Origin of the sequence: Paenibacillus sp. FSL K6-2862 (assembly GCF_038005125.1) — a bacterium.
In the GTDB taxonomy this organism is placed as follows: domain Bacteria; phylum Bacillota; class Bacilli; order Paenibacillales; family Paenibacillaceae; genus Paenibacillus; species Paenibacillus illinoisensis_A.
In genome coordinates, this window is sequence record NZ_JBBOSN010000002.1 from 156,564 (window position 1) to 181,382 (window position 24,819).

Genomic DNA, 24,819 nt, shown 5'->3' on the forward strand with positions numbered 1-24,819 from the left:
AGGACCACCTAGCTTAGGCTTGTTCAAATGCTTTAATGATTTGGTCCATTACTTTTTTGCTATTCCCCTTTTCAACTTCTTGGACAAAATCAATCACCAGAATAGTAACTAGTTCTTCTAGAGTCATCGAAAACTTTGGTGAAATCTTGATAAGATCATACAAAAATATTTCTCCACGTTCCAGGTATTTACGATGAAACTCAACGGTAATTTGCTTGGTTTTCATTTTTGAAGGAACTTTTTTTTCTACCAGTGCCCAGTGGTTGGGATTAATCTCTTCAAATGTCGTCACTATCTTTTGTTCCTTCTCAGCTAATTCAATCTTTTTATTTAAGATCTTCTGGCCAAGAGTTGAAAATTTGGCTGTGCTTCTCACTTGAATGAGGAACTGATGATAAAGGAGTGCAATTAGATCTTCAAGTGTTAAGTATACTGTGTGGTCCGTTAGTTCCATAACATCATCAAGGAAAGAGTTGGCTCGTAATACCTCATAGTGTGGTAGCTTGATGTGTAGTTCATTACGAGCATATTTTTCGAATTTCGCTAACAGATATGAGTAGAGGCCTTTTTTGTTTTCAGTTAGATCCTGTAACCCTTTGGACAATAAATCCATTTTACTTAGCGGTTTCATTTTATGATTTGTCCTCCAAACATTCTTTTCTATTATATTTATTATCATTTTCAAGAAATATGTTTGATATAGCTTGAAAGTGGAAAGAATGTGGATACAGCATAAACAAAGGAGAAACCGATCGATGAAAAAACAAGAAGACTTGAAAAGTACTGCTTTAAAGTTTGCACTTTTAGCTAAGAAATCTTCAAAGCAATTAGGATTGCGTAAGCCTCAGAAATCTGTGAAATAATCAAAGCTTTTCTTGTGGGGAAAGCTGGCTATATGAACTATTTTAATAATAGAGCCTCTGCCTTGAGTACTAAGGCAGAGGCTCGATCGATTTTTTGATTTAAACGATATTAGTAAACTTGTTGTGAAATAGAAAACGGGGACTACCGAGCATGAGCTGCGAACACCCATTACATAGCAGCAGATGATTCAGTTAGATTGTTTTTCTTTGTAAGGGGCTTTTTCCTCAAAGTTCGATGATACAAATATGGTTTTCCGTGATATTCCCATGCATATTTTTGGTCTTCCTTTTTATGTATAGTGACCTTAATTTCTAAATTAGCAACATTCCTTTGAAACTGAGAAGCCATTCGTTTACACCATTTCAGTCCACTTTCTTCCGTTGGACTAAAATGGACGCGTAACGTAAAACCATTAACAGTTAATTCAAATTTGTATAAATTCATTTTTTATAAATCCTTTCTAGACAGTAAATTATCCGAAACTCAATAATTTATTTATTCTATCACAGGAACATATGTTCCGGAAAGGTGGAGTTTATGTAAGTTATCTTTAAAATTCAGAGAGAAGTCCGGAATTAAAAAGAAATTTTATACTACAGAGGCAAAATGTTTGTTGATATAGAACAAGAGTAGCAGGGATAATTGCATTGGCGGGGGTTTAACTACGATTAGTAAAAGTAACAGATAGGTAATCTGGATACTTAAGAAAACGACGTATGCCTAGCTCTATCAAGGAGCAAGGCAATACGTCGTTATTCTTGGGGAGTGTGCAAGCCTTAATAGGCTATTTTAGAACGTATTTGGTGATGGTTTCACCCATGTGAATATAGAATGTATTTGCATCGTGAAAACGAACGTCAGCTTGATGAAAAAGAGCGTCATCGAGTACAAGAGTGTTTTTTATTTTTAGTGTACGCGAATCTAGAATGTAGTAGGTTGCTTCCTTTGGCTCTGGTTTTTTTGAATCATACCAAGCTTGAGATTTGTCTGTGGCTCCAAAGACGATACTCTGATCATTGAGTTGTTGTAACAGTCCTTGTGCAGGTAAGTCATCAAACGTCTTGGTCGCAATCAATTGATTGTTAGTATTGTACAGACTAAGCTTATTTTTCTCTTGAATGAGATAGTTATTGCCTAAGGATACATATAGAGAATCGTACATGTTATGCGCGTATGTTGTGCCGTACACGGCATCCTGTGCTGGTTTAGGCAATGGTCTGGTCCATTTTTCTTCCCCGTTAGGTTTGTACCCGTGTAAAGTTTCCACTTCCGTCTTCGCATTGTAAATAGGAACAATAACCGTTCCGCCACTTAGCACTTCAAAGTCAGCATGCACAATATTGACGTGATCTTGCGGTTGGACAGCAGAAATAACCTTTTTACCAGTAGAAATGGAGTAGATATCAATAGTCGTCGTGTTTCTCGGTGCATTAGAATTGATCAATCCGACGTAGTTGCCCTGAATATGACGCATGTGGCCAGGAAACTCCCTTTGGATAAGCTGCTTTCCTTCGTGATTGTAAAGTGTGATTACGCTAGTGTCTTTTGTGAACGTAATTACGGCTATACGTCCATCTTCCAGTATGTTGAATTGGAAAAACTCTTTGAATGTTTTTACCCAACGTTGCTTGTTATTTGAATCTAGGGCGATTAACTTGTATACCTTTTTGTTACCGGACTTTGCTTCATCATAATAGTAGACATTACCGCTCTGATCTAGATCAAAAGAATTATAGCGCATAGGCGAGTCATGAATCCATTTCTGTTTTCCTGTTTTATCATCTATTGCGAGTATGGAATTTACAGCTTTAGATTTGCCGCTAGAACGATCTGATTTATACAAAAATGTATATGCTGTTTCTAGATTAGTCAGTTCTGATACGATAGGAAATACGACTCTCCCCGTATAATGGTTGTTCTTAGTATGTATTTGCGTTGTCGTTTCGGTCGGTACATTATATGTCCATTCCGGCTTTGGAAGTTGCTTATAATCCGCAGCAGATACGGTAGAGTTGGTTGAGACTATGGGAAGCGTAAGGAAAGCTGTTAGAGCCGCAATTAATAATTGACGTTTGGTAATCCTTTTCATGGTATGAGTTCCTCCTATTCAAGTTGTACTGGCTGAGTTTCTACTAAAAATTGGACAATCTTCTCGGATTTATAGCTCATTGCCACATCGATGGGAGAGCTACCTTTTGAATCCGTGATGTGCACATCTACTCCGCGATCTAATAAGTACTCTAAAATATCTATGGGATCTTCGTCTGGAGAACCACCGGTCTGAATGGTCCCATCAATGAATAAGTCTACGGCTTGGTGTAAAGCGGCCCATCCCCCAGAACATTGATAGTTAATATCAGCTTCGTTTGCGAAACATTGTTCATAATTTCTTTGTTCTCATGTTCGACAGCACAAATTAAAAGTGTCCATCCAGACTGTTCAAAGTAATGGGGATCCCACCAGTTTAAAAATACAGTGTAACAAAGGCCGTGTCTCCCGCGGCTATAGCTCTATAACTGTTGTTTTCAACTTGTTTTATGTAGCCTCCTAACAACTTGACTCTAAGTTCAGAGTGTTTTAGATAAATTACAGGACAAACAGAAAAATACAGCTAAAATACTAAAACGCTACAAATATTTTTACATTCCTCCTTACTTTTGGTAAAATCAACCTTTCAATTATAACACACGATTCTCCATTCTATATCAATTTTTCCTTTATGAGAGCAGGAGAATGAGGCGGAACACTTACTATCTGTTCTGGGTGCTTTCTTAGGTAATTTAAGTAGGCATAAGGCAGGAAGGAGATTTTGTGAGTATGAAATGTACGTTGCGAATCATTATGAAGAGGAGGACTATGCAAAATGGAAATCAGTTTTGGGAACGGTGCTATTCTTCTCCCACCTTTACACATTACGATTATCGGGATCATTATTATATTCTTGTTAGTAAAGTGGAGCAAACAATTAGAAACAAGACGTTTTACCGTTTTCTTTTACTTTTGGATCAGTACGTCCATTACACCAATCTATTCCCATGGTACACCAGAAGGTGTCTTTCAGCTAAAGCTCCCCATTGGATTTTTATTGATTTTATTATACCTGTCGAGCAGAGGAAGATACCATCCATCTAAAATGAAAGCAAGTCTTTTAGGGCTTTCCATAGCGCTATACCAGCTAATTCTTCAATATGTCGGATAAATGCTGATATCTAATAAAGGTTAAGTTTACCTCATATAGGTGATTCTACTATTAATCAAGAAGACTATACTTTTTGAGGTGTGGAGACATCAGAGAGAATTGAATCCGATAACAATAAGAAACTAGCCTAGAAATTAGCTACAATGCAGTAATCTCGTTACTTCAAAACTATTGGAATATCCGAACTGAATAAAGATAGGGGATATGAGGGGAATGTCTATTTATCTGGAGTTCGTAGGATTTTTGGTTATTGGATTCATTGTTACTGAAAATGGCTTGAGATATATTTATGAGAGTTTTGATATCCCTTTTATGGGGAACGTATGTTAACTGGTTTGGGGTCTCATACTTTTTGTTTTTTATTTACACACTCATTTGTTCGTTGTTTATAAAAAAATATGCTAATTTCTTCAGGAAACGTATGAAATCTATAGTCTTTTGGGTTTTGCTAATTGGCTCTACTTATGCCATTTTTATTCCCTTTGTTAAAGGGGAGAATCCATTTTGATTAATGTTACGAAACGGAACGAAGCACAAAAAGTTGCGATATGACGCCATTGCACTACTATACTTTTCTTTAAAAGGAGGGGGCCGATGGATTGGCTGTTGAGAATGAATCGAGCATTAGATTACATTGAAAGTAACTTAACCGGAGAAATTGAATTAAAGGAAGTAGCACGAAGTGCTTGCTGTTCTTCACATCAATTTCAGAGAATGTTCTCATTCATTACCAATGTAACACTTGCGGAATATATTAGACGAAGACGACTAACTTTGGATTGTGGTACAGGTTATAGAACATTGGTAGTAGTGTAGGAAACAAAATGAGGATGAAGAACTTACAAGTTCCCAGTAAGCTTTTTTCTCCAGACGGGTTTCGTGCCTTTAATGTTTATTGGTGTAACTTCTCACTAGAGACTACAAGCTCTTCTATTTACCTTTTTCCAAGCGATGATAAAAGTGAGGTTAATGTGGTGATTTATTTAATATTGTTTCTCGTATGTGCAGTGGTGTGCTTGCCTTTAAATTCGTCAATAGTAAGACGTTACGGTACTTCTCGTTTATACCGTTTGATCCGCATGGCACCAAGAGAGGGGAAGAAACGCAAAGAATTCCTAAAAGAGATATTTATCGCTAATGGTATTGCCCTTTTAGGACTCCTATTCCTTCTTTTATCACTAGTAAGTTTCTGGGAATCCCTCAAGACGATAGGTCCATAAGTGCACTATATGATCCGGATTATTCCAACTACATTCGCAACAAGCTAGAGGTTTACTTGAATAACCGCGAATGAGGTTTGCTCAAGAAAGGCAACTTGTTGGGATCAAGATAAGATTAGATGAATAAAAGCAGCTGATCATGATCGGCTGCTTTTATTCTACTGACAGACAAGTTATTTCACCAAGCACGATAAGTTACGGTTCTTTTTTTATCTTCAATTAACGATCAGGAGAGCGTAGTTTCGAGTCATATATTATATTGATTTTTTTCATTTTTACCGTGTTACCTTACCTTCACTCACGGCGAAATTTGCTTTGCAGGAATATAGATGTCCATTCCCCCGTAATGATCTTGAGCTAAGCTGTCGTCATTCCTGTCAAAACTATTGGATTGTTCATGTTCAAAAGAGTGATGTCCGCTACGATAACCCTCCGAATAGGTCCACTAACAGCTCGAAGGATAACCTTAAAACGTACTGTTACAGACAGCACGTTGTTCCGTATCACAACCCATTCAACTAATAGGAAACTATAGCCAATAGTACCAAGAAAGTAGCTGATCAAATTCGTTTGCTCTTTTTCAATGAGTCAGGAAAACAGAATTCGACAATTTAACCTCTTTTTCGATTGTATTCGCTACTGATGTTCAGAATTTGTTCAGCGCACCTTGTTATACTTAAGCGTATTTATTTCATTTCACTCACAAGGAGGTCATAACGTTACAAATGTAACAGAAAACGTTACTGAACCTCTCATTCATACCATCAGATCCGTATGACACCAAGAGAGGGGGAAGTGTCGCAAGAAGTACCCTGAAAAAGGTATTTATCGAGAATGTCATAGCCTGTATAGGACTTCTATTCCTTGTTTTATTTCTATTACGTTGCTGGATCCTTTTAAGACGAAGAGTTTCATAACTGCTCAATATTATTCCAAAAATCCAATTTCATACGTATTATCAACTAATTAACATCTCATGGAGGCCTTCTGCTTGAAACTGCACAAAAAAGCGTCATTATTTCTTTCTGTACTTCTGTTATCGCCTATGGTATTGCCACCGACTAGTAACCACAATTTTTATGGAGCAGGCAATATTGCCTTTGCTGCTGAACCACAGGCTAATTCAATCTATATTGTAGGACCATTTGAATTTTCGCCTAATCATGAATTACAACTGACTGCGAACGGTATGATGAACAATGGCACCATTACAGATATCAGTTCAACAGCTACTTGGAATTCTGATAACGAAGCTGTTGCAACTGTATCTTCCGTAGGAATCGTGACAGGAGTCACGGAGGGTACAGCCAATATTACTGCATCACGTGATGGGAAAGTTTCAAGTACGTTCCCTGTCACGGTAACTTGGGCAACATACCAAAAGTTACAAGAAACTAAGGATTCATTAGAACTACTATTTACCGGTGGTCAAACTAAGGATAAAGTCACCTCAAGAATTAATTTACCTACTCAAATGGAGAATGTATTTTTGTCATGGTCTTCATCTGACACAACGATTATTGCCAACGACGGTAACGTCAAACGTCCTCCATATGTGGGTGGAGATAAGCAGGTTACGCTCACGGCTACACTTAAAGCTGGGAGCGAAGTTCCAGTAACGAAGGATTTTATGCTTAACGTTGTCAAAGCAGAGCCTACACCAGAGGATAAGCTTCGTGAAGCTTTAGATGAGTTGCAGATCAGTTATAAGAATGGGGACACGGCCGACGGGGTTAGAAGTCCAGAGGTAGGCTTGCCTACTGGAGGAAAATATGGATCATCCATATCCTGGGTATCGAGCGACCCTTCCATCATTAGTTCCAGTGGTAGAGTGTACCGGACGCTAGATGATATAGATCATGAAGTTAAATTAACTGCAAGAGTGTATGTGGATGGTGTGTTTGAAACTCGTGATTTCTTCGTTAACGTCAGATATATAAATAGAGATAAAATCATTACTTCGTTTGCCCTAGATGACCATGTTGGAGTTATAGATGAAGATAAAAAGACAATCACGTTCGATATACCTCGGGGTGCGTCTGACCAATCCATGATTGTTACGTATACTGCAAAAGCACTGCAGGTTCTCGATAATGCTATTATGATGACTAGTGGCGTATACAAAATATATCCGTTCTTCATTAAAAATTATAGTGTCACTGCTACAGATGAAATGCTGAACCCTGTACACTACACGTTGATTTTTGCAGGCGAATCTACAACACCAGAACCAACACCAGGACCGGTGCCGACACCGACGCCAACACCAGCGCCGACACCGACGCCAACACCAGCGCCAACACCGACGCCAACACCAGCGCCGACACCAGCGCCAACACCAGTGCCGACACCAGCACCAGAACCAACGCCGGCACCTACACCACAACCAACTGTTGGTGGTTTTGGGAAGGATATATTTAAACCTGGAACTAGTGCTACTCAAATGCTAGAATCAAAAATTAACGATACTTTAAATAATAGAGGTAACGTTTTTAAACCGGTTGATGTAAAAAACCATTGGGCTGAACAAACCATTGATATTTTCACTAAGTTGAACATTATCAAAGGTTATGAAGACAAGACAATCAGACCTAATCAAGACATGTCTCGTGGAGAGTTCGTAGGGATACTATCCCGAATTTTTGATGTTACTGGGACAAAGCAAGTTGATCTAAAAGATATTAAAGGTCATTGGGCAGAAGACGCCATTGTGCAGTTTACACAAGCAGGTATTATTAGTGGAAACGGCAATGGATCATTCAAACCAAACAAAGCAATTACACGTGAAGAGATGGCCATGATTCTATCCAAGATCGTTGATTTCCAAGGGGTAACCCAAAACAAGATCGATAATTCCAATCCAATTCAAATGATAGCACAAGCGGGTGTTATTCAAGGTAATGGGAATGGCGACCTCAATGCTAAAGGCACTTCCTCAAGAGCGGAAGCATTGCAACTTATTCTTAACACCTTAAAGCTAAACTCCAAAATTAAAACGATGCTTGAACTTTTATAATAGAAATGAAGTAGAAAAAGCGCCTCGATTCGTAGGCGTTTTTTTGTAATCTTACATTAACAAATAGGATAGCGTAGCGTCTAAAGAGTCGTATATCTTAATAAACTAACGCTAACAGGAATAATTAGGTTTTCCGTAGAACTCTTTGTAGCATAAAGCCGTCAACAAAGACCTTTTAGGTCTTCATTTTCTCTATGAAGATGTCACCTAGAAGTAGGATCTTGTTAACATTGGTCAGGTATCATACATGCATGAGAGGATCGAAGTTTTACTAGTTGGCTCGTTGTTGTACTTAAATTTCTAGACAAAAAGGAGCATTCCTAAACAAGAAGATATTCAGCGGTTCTTTTACACTGTAGGAGAAAGGAGGTGCGAAATTTGGAGATACTTAAGTTGCTTCGCCAATCCATTGATTATGTGGAACAACATCTGCACTTGCCCATTGAGATTGATGACATTGCTAGGTCAGCAATGAGTTCAAAATACCATTTTCAGCGAATGTTTCATGCAGTAACCGGTGTTACCGTGACCCAGTACGTGAGGAATAGGCGGCTAACGCTTGCGGCACAGGAGTTAGCTGGAACAGATTGTAAAGTCATTGATGTCGCGCTTAAGTACGGTTACGACAGTCCTGCAGCATTTACAAAAGCTTTTCAACGGATGAACACCTCTTGCGGCTAAGAAATCGAATGTGAAACTTAAAGCATTTCCTCGTATCTCCTTTCAAATTCAAGTTAAAGGAGATACCGAGATGAATTATCGAATCGTGGAGGAAATCGGATCAACGGTAATTGGAAAAAGCGTTACTATCCATAAGGATGCTTACAAGGAGATCCCTGAATTTGTAGAGGGAATTTGGAGGAATGGTGTTCATGATCAGATAAACGAGTTGGTGGGGAGGCCAGCAGGGTCATTGCTCTACGGTTATTATTTCAACTTTGACGAAGATGGATCAAAACAATATTTAATGGGAGCAGAACTGCCGACTAGAAAACAGATTCCAGATGAATTTTCCATCCTTCATGTCCCATACCAAACTTATGCGGTATTCGATAGTCGTGAGACGATTCCAGACGATACAGATATAGGATTGGAGATTCTAAATACCTGGCAACGCATTTACTCAGAATGGTTCCCTTCAGTAAGTTTTGAACAAGTAGAAGGGCCGTGCATAGAGAAATATTATTGGGTTGATGATACTCATCAAGAATCAATTTGTGAAGTATGGATTCCGGTTAAAAAAAATAGTGCAGTTTAAACGCAGTTCTTGGTCACCCCGAGGTGGCCTTTTTATAATACATGTAGTCATTAGGAAGTTGCTAAATACTTGATAGATCATCCTACTATACTAGGATTAAATGATATTTTATCTGAAAATGCTATAAACTATTTTGCATAGAAGTGATTGACGGATGCAACCGATTCATCGACATGAAACCTTCCCTACTTTATGTATTTATTTACAAAATGTTGGAACTTAGATAGGATGTATTCGTATGAATAGGATATTCATATAATAGTTTCCGTAAAAAGGGAAAGGAGTTGAAGAAATGAAAAGAGTTTTAGCTATTTTGTTGTATCCCTTTGCAATGGTGTTAGGATTGGTCAGCGGAGCTTCTTTTGGGGGCGATACCGGCAATGGAGTTCGATTGATCAGAGATGTTGTTACGGATCGCAACTATGACGGACAAGCGCTTTATGATCAACTTGAACACAGAAATACATAGTCATATTCTTAATTAGATAGGCCTTGATTGAAAGTAATTGTCGTAAAACATAGTCTAGTAAAGGCATTTACTGCAAGAGTGATCTATCTCCAACCAGTTTTGTACCTTACCAGGTTTGAAACTGGTTTTCTATTTTTCAATAGTTGGCAACTCCAACAAATCTCTATACTCTACATCTTTATCAAGTAGAATAATGTGCAAACTGGTGGGGTTTTGGATTATTTGCAGAAAGCACAAAGTTATATGGAGCCACATACTAAAGGATCTCTCAGGAAATAGAGGCTTTGCATTTAGGGAAATCGCCCCGTTTACGTGATGATGCTGCGTCTATTGTGGGGATCTCCAGAAGAATAGTTTGAGACGTTCGATTATTTGGTACAAAATTGTGGACTATGTTACTACAGTATTGTTAAATGAAATGGTCTACGTCACTCGGTTATGAAAAGACTGTGCAGTTTAGTAAATCGAATCTATGGTATACTAGGCTGAAGTGAATGGAGAATATAGTAGAACTCTTTGAAAGATTGGCAAAAGAAAGAGAAGAGGGATTAAAGGTAAACCCTAGATACGATATCGATAAGCTTGCAGATGACAACGGTGAAATACGTATCTATTTCAATTCAAAGGTAGAGTACGAAATGTACCTGGATGGTAAAGGTGTCATTGGTTCAACGGAGCGTTTCCTCGATACAGATGTATTTTGTAACGTACATAAAGATAGAATTGAAAAATTGACTGATGGGAGGACACTAGCACATATTGCAGCTTTATCAAGTAATGACGATGTATGAGCTTGATAATAAGGAGTGTTTCCATAAGTTCATATTGGAATTATCGTGTAGTCAAATATCGAGTTGGAGATGATGAAGTATTCGAAGTATTTGAAGTGTATTACGATCATGATATTCCAAACAGCTCTATTCCGAAAAATTCATTGAATAAGATTCGCTTGACGATTTGCACCGACGATAAAGAAAATCGCGACAGCTCTTTCAAAACCGGTTTTGGTTTAGGACGAAGAAAGTATTAAGCGAGGACGGCAATTAAGTAAAGTCAGGCTTGAATTTAAAATGATTAAGGGGGGAACTGTCATGATAAAAAGACATTGGGGAAAATACTTACTTCTACTTGCCATCATATTACCGATCTCCATGATTGCTATCTTTACGCTCCCTCATGATAAACGCTATATTGCGGTAGCTATATTTCCAATACTATTCTGGGTTTTGTATTATTCGTGGATTGCATTAGATAAACGGAAAAAAGATACCTAAAGAAAGAATCTTAATTTGAGAGGGGTGAGGGATAGTGAAGATCCATAATCGTGTGGCCGTATTTAAAGCTGTTTCAGGAAGCATAAATGGAAACTTGAATGATGAAGCATCAGATAGAGATGTCAAATTCTTTGTATTACCGAATTTCGATGATTTGTATACCGGATGGCTATATAAGAACTTTCAGATTTCAGAGACAAAAGATATCGAAATTCATGATGTCAGAAAGTTAGAAAAAGTACTTACCCATTCAAGCTTATTCTCGACGAAGAGAGTACCGATATAAATCATAGGGAAGCACTTCGGGGGCATTGTAAGGTTATATCCTTAGTTTCTTGAAAAAAGGTAAATTAGCAGGGAGGAGAAAAAAATCAGAATGTAAGTTCTGAATATAAGTTCGATGTTAAGGAAGATGGAGTAATGATTACTCTATGCTCTTCGCAACTTATTGCATTTCAAGCTTTCTTAACTAATAAAGAAATTGATCAACTAATTCAATCTGTTCAAAAGTATCGGTCAGGTGGATGAACCACTCGAAGATATAAAAGAGGAGATATTGAAGGGAGATTACACTGTTGGAGAAAAAATATCATCCACTTGATGAAAAGTCCACGAAGAAGCTCACTGATATATTCAAAGAACTATTTGGAGATAGTGACCCTTTTTCGGAGTTCAAGCGGGAGCATGCACCCATCCCTTTGAAGAAAAAGGGAGATACTTATTATGAAGTTCAATGGCATACATCGGACCTCGAGAAGGACGGACATAAGGTACTTCATGTGGCTCATAACCGGTTCGCAGAGAGTGTAATGATTTACCGCGTCATGTATGGTGATGGAATGGATGATGAGAACATTCATTTAAGAGTAAAAGTTATTTCATTAAAAGGGGTAAAGGCCCCGGACTCCAATGTCCATTTACACATTGACTTTAAAAATAAACAACATTTGCGCATTGCGGACATCAAAATAGAAGGTGATCGTGTAAACCGCGGCTACGGCTCGATCCTGATGGAAGGGCTAATGAAGCTCGTTCAAGAGATGCAGATCAGGGTCATTACTGGATGGATTTCATCGGTTGATTGGGATCACATTGACAGGTCGGAGCATTTTTATAAAAAGCATGGTTTCGACTGCAAACTCGATCATGAAAATAAGCACGGAACAATCAGATGGAAAAATGAGGCACTTGGGTATCAAGAGGAAAAATAAAGTGCAAGAAGGAGTATGTTTTTCGCTTTATTAACCCAATCCGACAATCACTTCATGCTCAGGGAAACAGAGTAAATCGGCTGCAACAAAGCATCTTAAGACAGCCGTGCAAAGTAATATCTTCGATCACGTAAAACCGGAGTATGGTTTCGGGTTTTCATAAGCTCGAGCAATGCATCCCGCATGCTCGGCGGCTTCTTACTTTTCCTTAACGTTATTACCTCAATATATATAAGAAAAACACCGAGGCGATCGATTCCCGGCAGTTTTATATAAAAAATTCGAATGATCCCGAGTTATCGTGCTATGCTGTCAGATTTCTATGATGATGGACTTAGTTGATATTGCGCAGCAATCTTCAGTTAATAACTATTTGATATAGTAGGTAGTGGGGGCATAGGGACGTATAAAATTTTTATCTGAAGAATAGGTATATTTCTATATTATACCAGTATACTCTCATTGGACAAAAGCAGTATTTAATTGGTAAATACTTACGAGCAGGTGAAGAAATGAAAATTCAGGACATTATTCGTATTGCAATAACGAATCGGTATCAACTTGATATTTTTTATGATGACAAGACGAAAAAAACCAATCGTACTTTTGAACCCATGTATTTTTTTACATGGGACACTCATTATTATTTGGTTGGATATTGCTGTTTAAGGGACTCGAAACGAACTCTCAAGTTATCAAGAATACTTGAGTGCCGAATACTACGCAAAAAGACTGAACATCCAATTATTGATCCAATCGATGCACTAACTTCCGATTATTTTTTACCTGATGATGTAATTATAGATATTTATCCGATTGAAACTAGGGAGAGATTGAAAAATAACAATATTAGACTTAAAGAAGAAATGGTTAAAGAATTCCCTAAAACTATTCGATTAAGTAAAATGACACGAGAAGGAATCATAAGAAGTCCACTCGAAGAGAAAGTTATTTCAAAACTACAGGACGACCCAAGTGTAGAGTTACTTACTGTGGAGCCAATAAAGATCGAGTACTTCTTTGATGGTGAACATCGGATTTACATACCAGACTTAATGGTTCGATACGTAGATGGGCATATTGATTTAGTTGAAGTAAAAGTGTCAGGGGATATTTCAGAACCTAAAAACCAAGCAAAATTCTTAGCAGCAGAATCTTTTTGCAAAGAAAAAGGATATGACTTCATCGTTCTCGGGGTTTCAGGAAAAAATAATAGACGCCATCATAGGTCCGATTGGCAAGACGAATTTTTCTCAGAAATTGAACAATTACCAACAACACCTATGTCTTTACCTCAATCCAAGCCCAGTAAGAGGAAAAGTGAGCTTTGGGAAGAATGGCTTGCAAAGTACCTACCATTAACTATCACTCCTAGCGAAAACAATTTTTATTCAAAAGAGTTAACAGAATCTTTAGTAGAGGCTGCTTCAAAAAGGCTAGCTCCAAACGGGAAATACTTTAAACATAAATTACTTGCTTGTGAAGCTTGGGAAATGGACACTAATCTTATCCAAATTTCACAAGGTCTTAAGGAAGCGTATTTAGTTATTAGTGATGAAGATGAGTTAACCAGAAAATTCAATATCCCAGATATTGAAGTAGTAGAGGTTCTTCCAAGATTTGGACTTAATAGTGACTATTATTTTTATCCTCATGCAGATCAAACAGTTCAAGAAGATGTTTGGCTGGATGTTTTTGCGGAAACAACTTTTAATGCGGAAATGGAAATAATCAAAGAAATGATAGAAGATAATTTTGTATTTGTGAAACACTTAGAAGGACATGGTAGAGGATACGATGATAATGAAATATGGGTAGGATTGTTTACTAATGGTTCTCATTATGGTGTCTATTGGGGAAGACCGGAGGATGAAGATAAAGCTGGGTTTCCATTGATTAATAAATACGAAAAGTTTGATACAGTACTTTGGTTTAATCATTTAGAGCATGCGCAAAAAGCGTATGAGGAAATTTCAGATGCAGCACTTTATGCGAATGATGATGCCCTCATGACCAGATAAGTGTGGTTATATTTCATTAATGTCTACTGCAAATGATGCTTTAAAGGGCAGTATAGAACCCGTAAGTTAAGTTCTATGCTGCCGTTTGGTGGAAATCAAATACTCGATCCTAAGATCGCCTGATTTTCCGAGACATAAACGCATTCGCACTGACCCACACTAAATGACTTCTTCGAAGTCATTAATAATTGATTCAAGACCTGAAAGAATTTCGTTCAGGGTTGGTATAACAGGCACGTTCAAAGTAGTAAATAAAATACTTACCCAAGTCTTAGTCAGGGTAAAGTCAGGGACAGGTTTATTAAGTGGAGGGTGAAAAACGTCCGTCTCAACATTAATCTGGACTAAATCTGAGACAGCATTATTTAATTTTTCCTTTAATAACGATGCAAACTCTGATTCACTTTTGGCGTCTCGTACATTACTATTCTTAACGTCGATAAGAAAATGTTCATGATGTATCTGCTTTTCCTGTGGTGTTAAATCGATGTGCTTATTTAAATTAACTAGTGCATGTAGATTTTTAATCCATACTACATCTGTCTGGAATGGCTGATATTTTTCAAATAATGAGACAATATCAGGTCTATCATTCCGCAATCCGATAAAAACTTCACTGTCTATATTTCGGTTAAAATCTTCAAGGCTTGGTTTGTTCGGGAAATAACAACTTTTTTTCTTTTTATTTAATCTGTTGGGATCGATGTGGCGTGCACAGAAGGTATCAAATATGTAGTTCGCACAATAATCCAATGGTGACCTTGTATTCTCAAGAAAGTTTTTTATTTTGACCAACAACCTCTGGGGAACATTTCTCTCATTCAAGGATTGAGCATAAAGCTCTTCAATTTCTTGTAATTGTGTTTTTGCTTCTGCAAGTACCAATTTAGCATTTGTTAAAGGCATAGTTCTCCCCCCTTTTTGTATAAGAAATATTATACATTATATAGGTGAACTAATGCACAATAAGAAATTGTCTGGGCATTATTTGAGAGGCTAGGTTGGATGTTACGGTGAATTGTTAATAAATCATTCCACTAGTCCTTGAGCACCCACCATTCTACTAATATCTAGTTGACCCCTATAATAGTTTGTAAGGTAGTAGGAACACACTTTGATATCCTTTCCCCGAACCTTTGACCCACTGATTTATAGAAAATAAATATATTTTGGTGGCATCTGACTAATCCCTTGTTAGAAAGATCTCTAGAAAACGCTACTGAACAATTTACCGTTAGGGGTTCAAATTCCCCTCGAATGAAGGTACCATAACTCTTAAGTTCTGGACTTCCATTTTCTGCTCGATTTTCTGACGGTGTTATGCAGGTTCATCGAGGGTCAAAACTTAGGATCATAATTAGGTACGGAGATATTCGTTGTATGTACAGTGGGTCAGTCAAACAAGGGTTCGATTTTTGCAGTCAGTTTGAGAGACCAAATATAAATATAGGGATAAAGGGGGCGGGGCTTCTCATGCACTCTATTCACTTATCCATCTCAAACGTCCTGCGCTAATCCGCCGCGTATGGAGTTCAGTCGCTGAAACTATACGGAGCGGCACCTATGACGAGTTGGTCAAGATTGACACGGTCAAAAAGCTGACACTGGGGAGAATGGTATCAATCATCAATTCCCGGCTAATTCACTCGGAACAGGGTGCAAAGCTCCGAGCAGTCGACATCATGAATCTCGACCTCAACTACACATACGTTGCGTAGTTTAATCCCTTAAAGGCAGTAACATATTACAAACATGAGAGGAGTATAAATATGTTCTTGCGTCATATTTGCGAGGTTTGTGGTAGGGAAAAAGTTCTAACTCCAGAACAGGATCTCGATTAAGGATGAAACCAACCACTTAAAATGGGTCAGTTCAAGACCATATCTCCGAGAACCTGCGGGAGTTGTGGAATTGACCGCACTTTATGGTGGGCAATGACAGTTTTAGTGAAAAGCAGCTTCCAACGCTTAATCGTATTCTGCAGGAACCGGAGAGTATTATGGTAACTGATTGATCTTGAAAGTATCGAGAATGGGGATCGGTTAATATGTAACAATGAAGGTGCTGACAAAATCAGCACCTTTCTTATCTTTGTCCAACCACACCTCCTAATTTACGTCATTTTGGATGTAGATGTAAAATACGAGTGTAACCAAAGCGTTAATCGTTTCAGATATACGGGAGGTAGTGAAGTATGCCAAGAGGAAGGAAAGTAAGACGTATTGATTATGGTAGAGAAGAAATGAGGAAAATAAGTGGAGATATTTCAAAACCGACATTCGATAGCTATATAAAGAAGTTTTACGATCTATATGGTTTTAAAGATACTGATTTCAGAGTAGGTAAATCAGAGAATGCGGACTACTACTTCCCTGCTGATTTTGCAGAGCTTCTTGCTTTGCTTTTAAGAAACAGCAGTAACCACCCTTTCAGTAGAGCGAATCATGTCAAAGGGAATGTGACAGCATCACAAATCCAGGAGTACTATCAACAGATATGCGACAGTATCGAAAATGAGTTACCTTCAGTATTCCGAGATTTGATCTACACCATACCTTCGCATCTTCAGTCAGTCATGCTTAGAGACTTAACTTCAGTTTTGGTGGAACGCCTGACGTTGTTTATTGTGAATATCACCAAATTGGATCATCAAGGTATGGGTGATGCTGTTAGTTGGCTATGTAGAGAATTAGATAGAGCGAATTTCAATTTATTCAGGGGTAACTATTTTAATAAATTAGCTCACGAATCTAATGAAGCCTACAGCAATGATCATCATAAAGAGCTTATAGAGAAACTATACGGACCTAAGAATGAGAAGGTCGATGACATAGATAGACGAATGGCAGCGACAAACAATAGTATCGACTATACAGTTTCTTTGCTAATAAAACGTATTTTGCAAGATTCAGATGACCTGTATGAAGGAGAGGGATCGGAATTTCTAGACCTTGGAAATAAACCATTGCTCCACCTATTAGGGTTAGAGGTAGTTCCAGTAGATAAAAGCAACTTGGATGGTCAGGAAAGTCTTTTAACAGAGCGAACTCTTTTTTATCACAAGTTGTCCAAAGAGGTAAACCAAGGAAGAGTCGAAATTGCTGAGTCAGTATTAGAGGGGTATAAAGAAAAACTACTGACAAGAAAATCAATTGTTGAACAGATTAAGGATAAAAGTTTTCGTGAGCCAGGCAATATGAGCGTTGAGAAGAAGAAGGAAATACTAGAAAGTCAGATAAAATTAATGCAAGCTGAATTAGCCAAATTAGAGGAAGAAGTCAGAGAACCACAGGATGACTCCGTAGACAGTTTCGTGGCTGAGATGCAAAGAGAGTATGTGGCGTACTATGAGAAGGCAAATCAAGATTCAAAAGAGTTGAAACCGATAGTGGATCACTTTGTAGGGCAAGTCCTTATAAACTTCATGAACACCAGTGGAATAAAGTAAAGGGAATTTTTATTTGCTTTACTTTATGCGCACTGCCCTATTCATCGTAATACAATTGGGACATCCCCAGTAAAGGAAGGTGCATCAAATGAGTTTAGAGTTGCCGATTAGTCATAAAGACCAATTCAGGTGTGGAAGTTGTGGCGCTAAAATCAGCCATACTTTCACTATCCAAGATCTCGAGTACGAGAGCAGCGATGAAAGAGGTATGGGCGATGAGACTCAGTACAGCTTTACGGAAGAGGTACCTTGCCCCCATTGTTGTCACCCAAATGAAGTCACCTGGGAAGTATGGGAATATCCCGAAGGAGCGGTAAATCTCGTTCAGTTAACCTAATTACGAGCAAATGGAGATGGTGTTCATAATTGGCACCATCTTTATCATTCATATTGCTCCTAAGCAAATGCAACTCATTTTCTCTGAGAGGGGTTATACGATTTGCTTTTATTTTTCGTTTGTGAAGTCTGTGGTCAAAAAGAAACTCTAACTCCCGACCAAGCGTTTTCCAAGGGCTGGGACTATCCACCAAAGATCGGTTCTTACGGTGTAGTATCTCCCCGCACCTGCGGCTCCTGCCCGATAACCGGAAGTTTATGGTGGGCAATGACTATGGAGGGTAAGCAGATCGCTGATCTCTCGGATCGGCAGCTCGAAACGCTCCATCGTATCTTGAACGAGCCACATTCTATTGCAGCACCTAATTGACCGAAGGAGATGACAGTCCATGTTTAAAGATGTGCAACTCGCTAACTCGTTACAATCCGCAAAGTATGTAATTCAAAATGCGAGAGGGTTCGATACCTTTGTCTTTAGGATGGGGTTCAAAGAAGAGACCTCTCTCTCGGATGCTAAGAAGGATCAGATTCTGTCCTACTTAGAGGAACACGTAAGCAGGAATGATCCTCTCTACATTAAAGCCAAGGCATATATCGACCAAAGCGAGATGTCGAGCGACTACTTTCATAACCATCCAAGGAAGTTTCGAGGCGCTTATTATCCTGTCGTAATGCAGTTCATCGCAGGTCTTATGGCTAACTCCATGATTTTATGAATTACCCTCTGATATCCGGTAATCTTAGTAAACAAGTTTCCTGTAGATTATTGCTTAAAAACAGGCTATGGTAGGTTTGAAAGAAGATGTGTGAGAAAGGGTAAGGAATCGTGATATAAGGATTTCAAAGGGTGCTTGGTCAGCCTATGTGTTGATCCTTGCAACGAACTGATTAGAAAAAATTGCATTTAACTTTATGCTACCCAGTAATTTACCCGCTCACCCAACCTTGGAACCTGATTTTCTCGCCCTCGTATTGACTTGTGAACCCCTCCCGAGCTACGGTATCATCATTATTCAAACTGCTAAGCGAGGTGAGGTGAAATGTCGCAAAACTACTGCAGCAGGACATAAAGAGTCAACTGTAGAATAATTTAGAAAACTGGGGTATCGATGGTAATACACCGATCCAATCGCTCCTTGAGAAGCGATGGAGCGACTTGCTTATCCTATGCTAATTTTTGTTGGTCAAATTAGAATATACTTCAAGGAGGGAAAGCATGAACATCATCGACCTACAGATAGATCCGAGTTATTTGGAAAAAGCCATGGTAGAATTGAACTTATCTGATTTTCCTTCAACCGAAATTATCGGTAAAATGTTTGATGCTATGGGTGGGACATTAGGGCATACGCAGAAGATGCAGTCCATGATCAATTGGATTGATCTTCTCGAAAAGAAATATCGGGAGGCCATAACGAGTATCATTTATGGACTAGCGCACCAGTATAAGCAACAAGAAGATAGGGCGTACTCGCCAAACCAACCGTTTTTTAATCCTCCAACATCATACTTTACGGAGAATGCGGTCTCTCGAGCATTCTCTTTGGTCGAGAAGCTCGCACAATTACTCAACGTGTTTGAGGACCTGGGGATTAAGGAACAAGGGTCTTCGAGGGAAGCTGTTTCTTTTGGAAAGATTCAAGCCTTGTCTAAAACAACTGATCTAGCGGCCTTGGAAAGAAGTCTTAAAACCCTTAGTCCAGAACGTCATGCACACACTCACGGTATGACGCCTGAGATGACTCGCCATAATATTTCCTCGGTATCCGCAGGAAGTATTAATGGCGAACGTCCAATGGAAGTGATAGTGCACTCTATCGATGAATCGAAATTACCAGTAACACCGTATCAGCAGTTATTACGTTGTAAAAATGTAATGGAGAACTTCACTGTCGTTATTTCGAAGGTATTCGAAGTGATAGATAATGATTTGGATATTTAGAATTAACGGGCGCAAGTTCTAAGCATTGAACTGGTATCTTCGTAACACGAGAGGAATTGGTCATAAGTGTAGCCGCTTGTTGCCTTCCGGGGTATCGAGCGGTTTTTCTGTTTCCAGATATATGACAAAGAAGGAATGCCTCGATCTCTAGGCTTTCTTTCCTTCTCAAGAGTACTGTAAAAGACATTACGATTATATTGGACAAAATCGGCACCTTTCTGCATGCCGTAGGATCATTCCCCATGCCTGAAAGTACAAATCCGATTTTTCTCCTACTTCAAGAATCTCCAGACGAAACGGGTTATAGAATTAATTTTCAACTGTAGAATATGCCGCCCTGATAGAAAAGCTGTCTAAATCACCGCTCCTTCTTTCATGGATAGATCGACTATTCATATTGTCAAAACTTATCTGCAAATGTTTGCAACAATCTGGCTAATTGCCGCTATAGTTAGCGTGCAAGTCAACGATTCTCATTTTTTATATTGGGCTGTCGATGACATAAGTAGGTAACAAAGAAGTGGAGAGCCAAGATTGGCATGTAAAAATCAAAGCAACCCGCAGCGAAGGTATTCGCGGGGCTGCTTTTTCTATTCTGGTTACAAGTTATAATCAATGCCTTCGCCAGCACCTGTGCGGGCGTTAATGTATACTTGAGAAACGCCTTCGATCCCAGTGATGGGAAATGCATATATGAGCTTGTCGTTGTGGATTTTCAGTTTTGGCTTACCCGAGACGTTTACGTTTGGACCGAGCTTCTCGGAGGCTTGCTCTGCTGTCAGCTTCGGGTGAAGGGGGAAGGTTTTATTGTAATTAGAAAAATAATTAAACGCATTAAAGCTCTTCAATGCACCGGTACGGCGATCAAATTTCCATACGACTTTCATCTGCGGAATAGGAACTTGCTCACGAACCGGAATATACGTGAGATAAATGGATGTTTCTTTTATCTCTTTTGCTACTAATGTCAGACGTTCGTCAGACCAGCGAGCCATCCAGATGTCTGCAACCGCGATAGCCTGCTTTAAGTCCATAGATTGCTCTTCAGCTTCTTTTTCGGAGATCGAGCCCTTGTGTGTTACTTGGAGTACGTGTCCGCTTTTACTTAGCGTTGCAACATAGGAGCTGTTCGATTTTCCTTCGGTGTCCGATAACTTGAAATCCATGACTTCTCCGAACTCGGCACTGCTCCCGCCTGAGATGTGGATGATTTGCTTACCAGCTCCTTTATTCCAAGCCTCGCCCATGAAAATTTCTGCTTTGGCCGCAAGCTCCGTAGCCGTATACTTGGTTTCACCGGCGAAAACGGTTCCTGGCTTCGGAGGTATGTAAGGATTCAGGTTGTACAGGAACTCGTTAAAGGCTTTATTACCATACGTGGAGACCGAGTCAAGTTCAGACAAAGCTTTTTCCATTTCAGTTAATATCTGTTGTATATCTGATGTAGAGGAAATAGCAGCTTTCTTTTTCATCTGATCAAGATACGGTAGGGCGGTCTTTGAGAATATTCTCAAACGCTCAATTTGTTCTAATTGGTCTGGGTTAAGCGAGTTATCTTTCTCATTGGCAGGATAGGCCAAGTAGCGGCTGCCGTCTGAGATAAACGTCTCATATGACCAAGTTTGAAAGTTCATTGTAACGGATCCGATCCTTACATATTCCAAGATGAGATTAGCATTTTCTATCGCAGATTGAAGTGCTGCTTGGCGATCTGCAATCGTAGAGGCCGCAAGGGACTCCGCAAGCGCATAGTCGAAATCGCGCAGGTAGAACGATTGCATATGCGACCAGTACTGCGTATTGCGCTGTTGTTGCTGCTCCCATTGTTGATTCTTCTGATGCTCCGTATAACTGAAATACGTGCCCGCTAATGTTGTCACACAAAGCAAGCCAATGATGAATTTGGTGCGAACGTTCATGTCAATTAAAACTCCCGTCTATGTCTTCATAATGTTTATCCACTTTAACAAAGACGAGAACTTAGTTTAATGAGTAAATATTACCAATCCGAAGTCCATTGCACCAACTCTGCATGCATGAGGCTGATGAAAAGTACATAAGAGGTGGGAATAGTAACATTAAGTTAATAAATTTCTATTTTTAAATGATCTCTTCAGGAACGCCTACAGTGATGACTTCAAGTGTCTCATAGTTAATGAGGAGGAACACTTCTGTATCCTTATCTTCTACTAAATGTCCGTATAGCCCAACGTCCGTCCCGAGATCGGGAGGATTTAACTTGTGGCGAGTAAATTCAACATTGAGACCGTATTTTTCTTTAAAGTGTGTTATCCCTGCTTCTATAGCCTTGCTGAACACTTGATTATTTTCGCGTGAATCAGACAAGAAGCTACAGCCTCCTAAGATTAGGACAAAACAAACAAAAATGAATGCATTAAAAGACTTACTTTTACGTATCATGTCCACCCCTTAGATCTATCTTGATATGGGTATATTACTATATTTTGTGTTTATGCGTACATAGAGGAGACGGATGCGACCCCTTACACGTCTGCAATGATTCACCGGCGGTATGACCTAACATCTTCTGCGTCACGAACAATTCGCTTTAAACGTTCGATTAGAACAATAAAGGTCTCTGCGGACCCAATACATTTATGGGGATCGGAGTCTTTTAGAATCAACATGTGAAGGGTTTTAATTCATAGGGCTTGTGGATGTGAAGAAACTTCCTCCTCGCATTGTTATCATTCATTTTGTGCAGAAGCTTCATAAAGATTGTACCTGAAGACGAGTAGACTCATCTCGTGACGCGACGGGGCAATCGCAAACCAACACTCCTAACATTTTACAAAAAAGATAATTTATTTTGGTATAATAGAGACTTGCTTGTTCATTACCATGTTCAAAGGAGAGTAATAATGAAGTTACAATGGAAAGTTGCCTTTTATGTCGCCGTGTTCCTGCTTGTCATATTTATGAGCTTAAATGGGTATTCGAAAATCCTGACTATAGGGGTTGGTATGGGTGTAGCTCTTATTGCGTTTATCATCCACTATTTTTATCCGTTAGCCCTTGAAAAGCGTTTGGATCGTGTGGAGTCCTTTTTACTTATTCAGAAAAGTACGCCTGAACTTTATATGAATTATGTGCTTGCGAATAGATTCGAGGATGAATCAAGAATGGTTATGGAGCAGATTATGAGTAAGCATAGGAGTGAAAAGGCACAAGCAGTGTACAAAGCAGCTTATGGGGTTTATCGCAAGGATATGAATGATGTTCGGAAAGCCGTGCCGCATATCCGCTTTTCGGATTACCGTACCTATTACGAAACCATATTGTTGTCGGAAGATGAGAAAAGTACTGAGGCAAGAGAACGTCTGAAGTCAATCAAAAAGCGTTGGATGAGATCTGCGTTACTCGCCGAAATAGAAATCAAAGCAGGATACCGTGAAAAGGCCATCCAGCATGCTAGGAAAGCAATTGATGCTTCAAGAGGTGTCCATCGTTATGTCTTACATAAAGAATACGAGAGAATATTGCCGGAAGCTGTTGAGTCTATATGATAAACGCAAAACGTTTAGCCAGCACTATTATGTGCTTCGATGATTTAACCATGCAAAATAGAAATTACTTTCTGGAGGGCCTTATAATGACCAAAGAAAAAGTAATACAACAGCTTGAACAAGTGGGTCTAAAAGAATACAGCAATGCTATCGCTAACTGGATTTTCCCGACGGCTCAATTATTCCTGGATCCTATGTCTGATTCCGATATTTCATTGGGAAAAAGTAAGGTAGGCGGTAATCCAGATCTTCCAGAAGACCTAGCATGGCCAAAATGGAAAGACTATGATATGACTTTTATCTCGCAAATTAATTTGTCAGATTGCCCACAACACATGTCTCTTCCTACGAGTGGACTCCTATCCTTTTTCTACGCTGTAAAACCTATGTATGAAGATATGGAATTTCATCATGATCCTACCACATGCCGAGTGTTCTACTTCGACTCTGACCGTCTCGAAAAATTAGTACGAAGAGACACGCCCGATGGTTTAACTGACCTCGAAAAAATGAAGCCGAACCAAATTGTATTTGAGCCCAATTTCTCAGTACCAGCCTCTGAGTCAGCTTATCTGGAGAGCTTGGGGCTCGGTTGGAACGGGAACATCGAGGATTTTGAGAAGTATTGGAGATTATTTTTACCGAATTGGAGTACTAAAGGATACATTAACCGACTTATGGGCCATCCGGATCAAATTCAGGGAGACATGCAAGTTAGCTGTGAGTTAACTTATGGACCACATAAGTGGATTGAAAGCAATAACCCAGAGATTCGAAATCAGGTTACACATTCTGCACTTAAGTGGCGTTTACTTCTCCAAATTGATTCGGAAGAAGAAAAGACGGGGATGATGTGGGGAGATGTTGGTAGAATTTATTTTTGGATCCATGAAGATGATCTTGCGAATTTATGTTTCGAACGAGTAATTTGTGTGATGCAATGTACGTAAGGATATTAAAGCTCAATATTATAATGGGGTAGTCGTGTAACTCGATCGGTGTTTTTTATGCGGCAAACATGGGGAGGAGAAGCA

At 39.1% G+C, this 24,819-nt stretch carries 23 protein-coding genes and 1 pseudogene; 16 read left to right on the forward strand and 8 right to left on the reverse strand.

Translation table 11 applies throughout. The features are described from left to right. Positions 1-13: 13 nt before the first annotated feature. The 4 genes from MHB82_RS30605 to MHB82_RS32145 form a co-directional block, all read right to left on the reverse strand. Positions 14-631 (reverse strand): hypothetical protein, encoded by a 618-nt coding sequence (locus tag MHB82_RS30605; RefSeq protein ID WP_341176864.1) that lies wholly within the window; start codon positions 629-631, stop codon positions 14-16. Positions 632-1,032: 401 nt separating this feature from the next. After that, positions 1,033-1,308, reverse strand: a complete 276-nt coding sequence (locus tag MHB82_RS30610) for a hypothetical protein (protein WP_110821763.1) — start codon at positions 1,306-1,308, stop codon at positions 1,033-1,035. A gap of 340 nt (positions 1,309-1,648) precedes the next feature. Beyond that, on the reverse strand, positions 1,649-2,953 hold the full coding sequence (locus tag MHB82_RS30615) for a hypothetical protein (RefSeq protein WP_341176865.1): 1,305 nt from the start codon (positions 2,951-2,953) through the stop codon (positions 1,649-1,651). Positions 2,954-2,967: 14 nt separating this feature from the next. Beyond that, a complete protein-coding gene (locus tag MHB82_RS32145) occupies positions 2,968-3,219 on the reverse strand; it encodes a hypothetical protein (protein WP_445671292.1) in 252 nt (83 codons plus the stop codon). Positions 3,220-3,727: 508 nt separating this feature from the next. Here MHB82_RS32145 and MHB82_RS30620 point away from each other — a divergent pair. From MHB82_RS30620 to MHB82_RS30670, 11 genes and pseudogenes are all read left to right on the forward strand, one after another. Further along, positions 3,728-4,063 carry a hypothetical protein gene (locus MHB82_RS30620; protein WP_341176866.1) on the forward strand — a complete coding sequence of 112 codons (336 nt, stop codon included), beginning with the start codon at positions 3,728-3,730 and terminating at the stop codon, positions 4,061-4,063. A 594-nt stretch (positions 4,064-4,657) separates the two neighbouring features. Then, positions 4,658-4,840, forward strand: a pseudogene (locus MHB82_RS30625) (AraC family transcriptional regulator); the annotation flags it as partial. A gap of 53 nt (positions 4,841-4,893) precedes the next feature. Continuing rightward, positions 4,894-5,283 carry a hypothetical protein gene (locus tag MHB82_RS30630; RefSeq protein ID WP_341176867.1) on the forward strand — a complete coding sequence of 130 codons (390 nt, stop codon included), beginning with the start codon at positions 4,894-4,896 and terminating at the stop codon, positions 5,281-5,283. A gap of 991 nt (positions 5,284-6,274) precedes the next feature. After that, positions 6,275-8,299: an immunoglobulin-like domain-containing protein gene (locus tag MHB82_RS30635; RefSeq protein WP_341176868.1), complete on the forward strand. Its 2,025-nt coding sequence runs from the start codon at positions 6,275-6,277 to the stop codon at positions 8,297-8,299. 378 nt (positions 8,300-8,677) lie between these two features. Next, complete coding sequence (locus tag MHB82_RS30640; RefSeq protein ID WP_341176869.1) at positions 8,678-8,980, forward strand: helix-turn-helix transcriptional regulator; 303 nt, start codon at positions 8,678-8,680, stop codon at positions 8,978-8,980. Between the two features lie 70 nt (positions 8,981-9,050). After that, positions 9,051-9,557 carry a GyrI-like domain-containing protein gene (locus MHB82_RS30645; protein WP_341176870.1) on the forward strand — a complete coding sequence of 169 codons (507 nt, stop codon included), beginning with the start codon at positions 9,051-9,053 and terminating at the stop codon, positions 9,555-9,557. A gap of 292 nt (positions 9,558-9,849) precedes the next feature. Further along, positions 9,850-10,026, forward strand: a complete 177-nt coding sequence (locus MHB82_RS30650; RefSeq protein ID WP_341176871.1) for a hypothetical protein — start codon at positions 9,850-9,852, stop codon at positions 10,024-10,026. Between the two features lie 494 nt (positions 10,027-10,520). Further along, positions 10,521-10,817: a hypothetical protein gene (locus MHB82_RS30655; RefSeq protein WP_341176872.1), complete on the forward strand. Its 297-nt coding sequence runs from the start codon at positions 10,521-10,523 to the stop codon at positions 10,815-10,817. Between the two features lie 300 nt (positions 10,818-11,117). After that, entirely contained in the window at positions 11,118-11,300 is a 183-nt protein-coding gene (locus tag MHB82_RS30660; RefSeq protein WP_341176873.1) for a hypothetical protein, read from the forward strand. Positions 11,301-11,875: 575 nt separating this feature from the next. Continuing rightward, positions 11,876-12,511 carry a hypothetical protein gene (locus MHB82_RS30665; RefSeq protein WP_341176874.1) on the forward strand — a complete coding sequence of 212 codons (636 nt, stop codon included), beginning with the start codon at positions 11,876-11,878 and terminating at the stop codon, positions 12,509-12,511. A 512-nt stretch (positions 12,512-13,023) separates the two neighbouring features. After that, the gene (locus MHB82_RS30670; protein WP_341176875.1) at positions 13,024-14,532 is read left to right on the forward strand and encodes a TnsA endonuclease N-terminal domain-containing protein; all 1,509 of its coding nucleotides are present in this window, start codon (positions 13,024-13,026) and stop codon (positions 14,530-14,532) included. 159 nt (positions 14,533-14,691) lie between these two features. On the opposite strand, the gene MHB82_RS30675 is transcribed toward MHB82_RS30670, so the two are convergent. Further along, a complete protein-coding gene (locus tag MHB82_RS30675; RefSeq protein WP_341176876.1) occupies positions 14,692-15,438 on the reverse strand; it encodes a hypothetical protein in 747 nt (248 codons plus the stop codon). Between the two features lie 1,288 nt (positions 15,439-16,726). Here MHB82_RS30675 and MHB82_RS30680 point away from each other — a divergent pair. Continuing rightward, complete coding sequence (locus MHB82_RS30680; protein ID WP_341176877.1) at positions 16,727-17,980, forward strand: hypothetical protein; 1,254 nt, start codon at positions 16,727-16,729, stop codon at positions 17,978-17,980. 94 nt (positions 17,981-18,074) lie between these two features. Here the strand turns inward: MHB82_RS30680 and MHB82_RS30685 are convergent, their stop codons facing one another. Beyond that, on the reverse strand, positions 18,075-18,248 hold the full coding sequence (locus tag MHB82_RS30685) for a hypothetical protein (RefSeq protein ID WP_341176878.1): 174 nt from the start codon (positions 18,246-18,248) through the stop codon (positions 18,075-18,077). 457 nt (positions 18,249-18,705) lie between these two features. Between MHB82_RS30685 and MHB82_RS30690 the strand changes: the two genes are divergently transcribed. After that, positions 18,706-19,032 (forward strand): hypothetical protein, encoded by a 327-nt coding sequence (locus MHB82_RS30690; protein ID WP_341176879.1) that lies wholly within the window; start codon positions 18,706-18,708, stop codon positions 19,030-19,032. 500 nt (positions 19,033-19,532) lie between these two features. After that, complete coding sequence (locus MHB82_RS30695; RefSeq protein ID WP_341176880.1) at positions 19,533-20,258, forward strand: Cthe_2314 family HEPN domain-containing protein; 726 nt, start codon at positions 19,533-19,535, stop codon at positions 20,256-20,258. A 599-nt stretch (positions 20,259-20,857) separates the two neighbouring features. Here MHB82_RS30695 and MHB82_RS30700 read toward each other — a convergent pair. Next, entirely contained in the window at positions 20,858-22,177 is a 1,320-nt protein-coding gene (locus MHB82_RS30700; RefSeq protein WP_341176881.1) for a hypothetical protein, read from the reverse strand. Positions 22,178-22,358: 181 nt separating this feature from the next. Beyond that, complete coding sequence (locus tag MHB82_RS30705) at positions 22,359-22,604, reverse strand: hypothetical protein (protein WP_341176882.1); 246 nt, start codon at positions 22,602-22,604, stop codon at positions 22,359-22,361. Positions 22,605-23,140: 536 nt separating this feature from the next. On the opposite strand from MHB82_RS30705, the gene MHB82_RS30710 reads away from it, so the two are divergent. Next, positions 23,141-23,785, forward strand: coding sequence for a hypothetical protein (locus MHB82_RS30710; RefSeq protein WP_341176883.1), 645 nt, complete (start codon positions 23,141-23,143; stop codon positions 23,783-23,785). Positions 23,786-23,871: 86 nt separating this feature from the next. Continuing rightward, the gene (locus MHB82_RS30715; RefSeq protein WP_341176884.1) at positions 23,872-24,735 is read left to right on the forward strand and encodes a YwqG family protein; all 864 of its coding nucleotides are present in this window, start codon (positions 23,872-23,874) and stop codon (positions 24,733-24,735) included. The last annotated feature ends 84 nt before the right edge of the window (positions 24,736-24,819 follow it).

Coding starts and splice junctions, on each gene's coding strand:
- MHB82_RS30715 (WP_341176884.1), top strand. CDS start 23,872: ATGACCAAAGAAAAAGTAATACAACAGCTTGAACAAGTGGGTCTAAAA.
- MHB82_RS30650 (WP_341176871.1), top strand. CDS start 9,850: ATGAAAAGAGTTTTAGCTATTTTGTTGTATCCCTTTGCAATGGTGTTA.
- MHB82_RS30660 (WP_341176873.1), top strand. CDS start 11,118: ATGATAAAAAGACATTGGGGAAAATACTTACTTCTACTTGCCATCATA.
- MHB82_RS30690 (WP_341176879.1), top strand. CDS start 18,706: ATGTTTAAAGATGTGCAACTCGCTAACTCGTTACAATCCGCAAAGTAT.
- MHB82_RS30670 (WP_341176875.1), top strand. CDS start 13,024: ATGAAAATTCAGGACATTATTCGTATTGCAATAACGAATCGGTATCAA.
- MHB82_RS30605 (WP_341176864.1), bottom strand. CDS start 631: ATGAAACCGCTAAGTAAAATGGATTTATTGTCCAAAGGGTTACAGGAT.
- MHB82_RS30700 (WP_341176881.1), bottom strand. CDS start 22,177: ATGAACGTTCGCACCAAATTCATCATTGGCTTGCTTTGTGTGACAACA.
- MHB82_RS30615 (WP_341176865.1), bottom strand. CDS start 2,953: ATGAAAAGGATTACCAAACGTCAATTATTAATTGCGGCTCTAACAGCT.
- MHB82_RS30710 (WP_341176883.1), top strand. CDS start 23,141: ATGAAGTTACAATGGAAAGTTGCCTTTTATGTCGCCGTGTTCCTGCTT.
- MHB82_RS30695 (WP_341176880.1), top strand. CDS start 19,533: ATGAACATCATCGACCTACAGATAGATCCGAGTTATTTGGAAAAAGCC.
- MHB82_RS30675 (WP_341176876.1), bottom strand. CDS start 15,438: ATGCCTTTAACAAATGCTAAATTGGTACTTGCAGAAGCAAAAACACAA.
- MHB82_RS30610 (WP_110821763.1), bottom strand. CDS start 1,308: ATGAATTTATACAAATTTGAATTAACTGTTAATGGTTTTACGTTACGC.
- MHB82_RS30655 (WP_341176872.1), top strand. CDS start 10,521: ATGGAGAATATAGTAGAACTCTTTGAAAGATTGGCAAAAGAAAGAGAA.
- MHB82_RS30630 (WP_341176867.1), top strand. CDS start 4,894: ATGAAGAACTTACAAGTTCCCAGTAAGCTTTTTTCTCCAGACGGGTTT.
- MHB82_RS30645 (WP_341176870.1), top strand. CDS start 9,051: ATGAATTATCGAATCGTGGAGGAAATCGGATCAACGGTAATTGGAAAA.
- MHB82_RS30680 (WP_341176877.1), top strand. CDS start 16,727: ATGCCAAGAGGAAGGAAAGTAAGACGTATTGATTATGGTAGAGAAGAA.
- MHB82_RS30620 (WP_341176866.1), top strand. CDS start 3,728: ATGGAAATCAGTTTTGGGAACGGTGCTATTCTTCTCCCACCTTTACAC.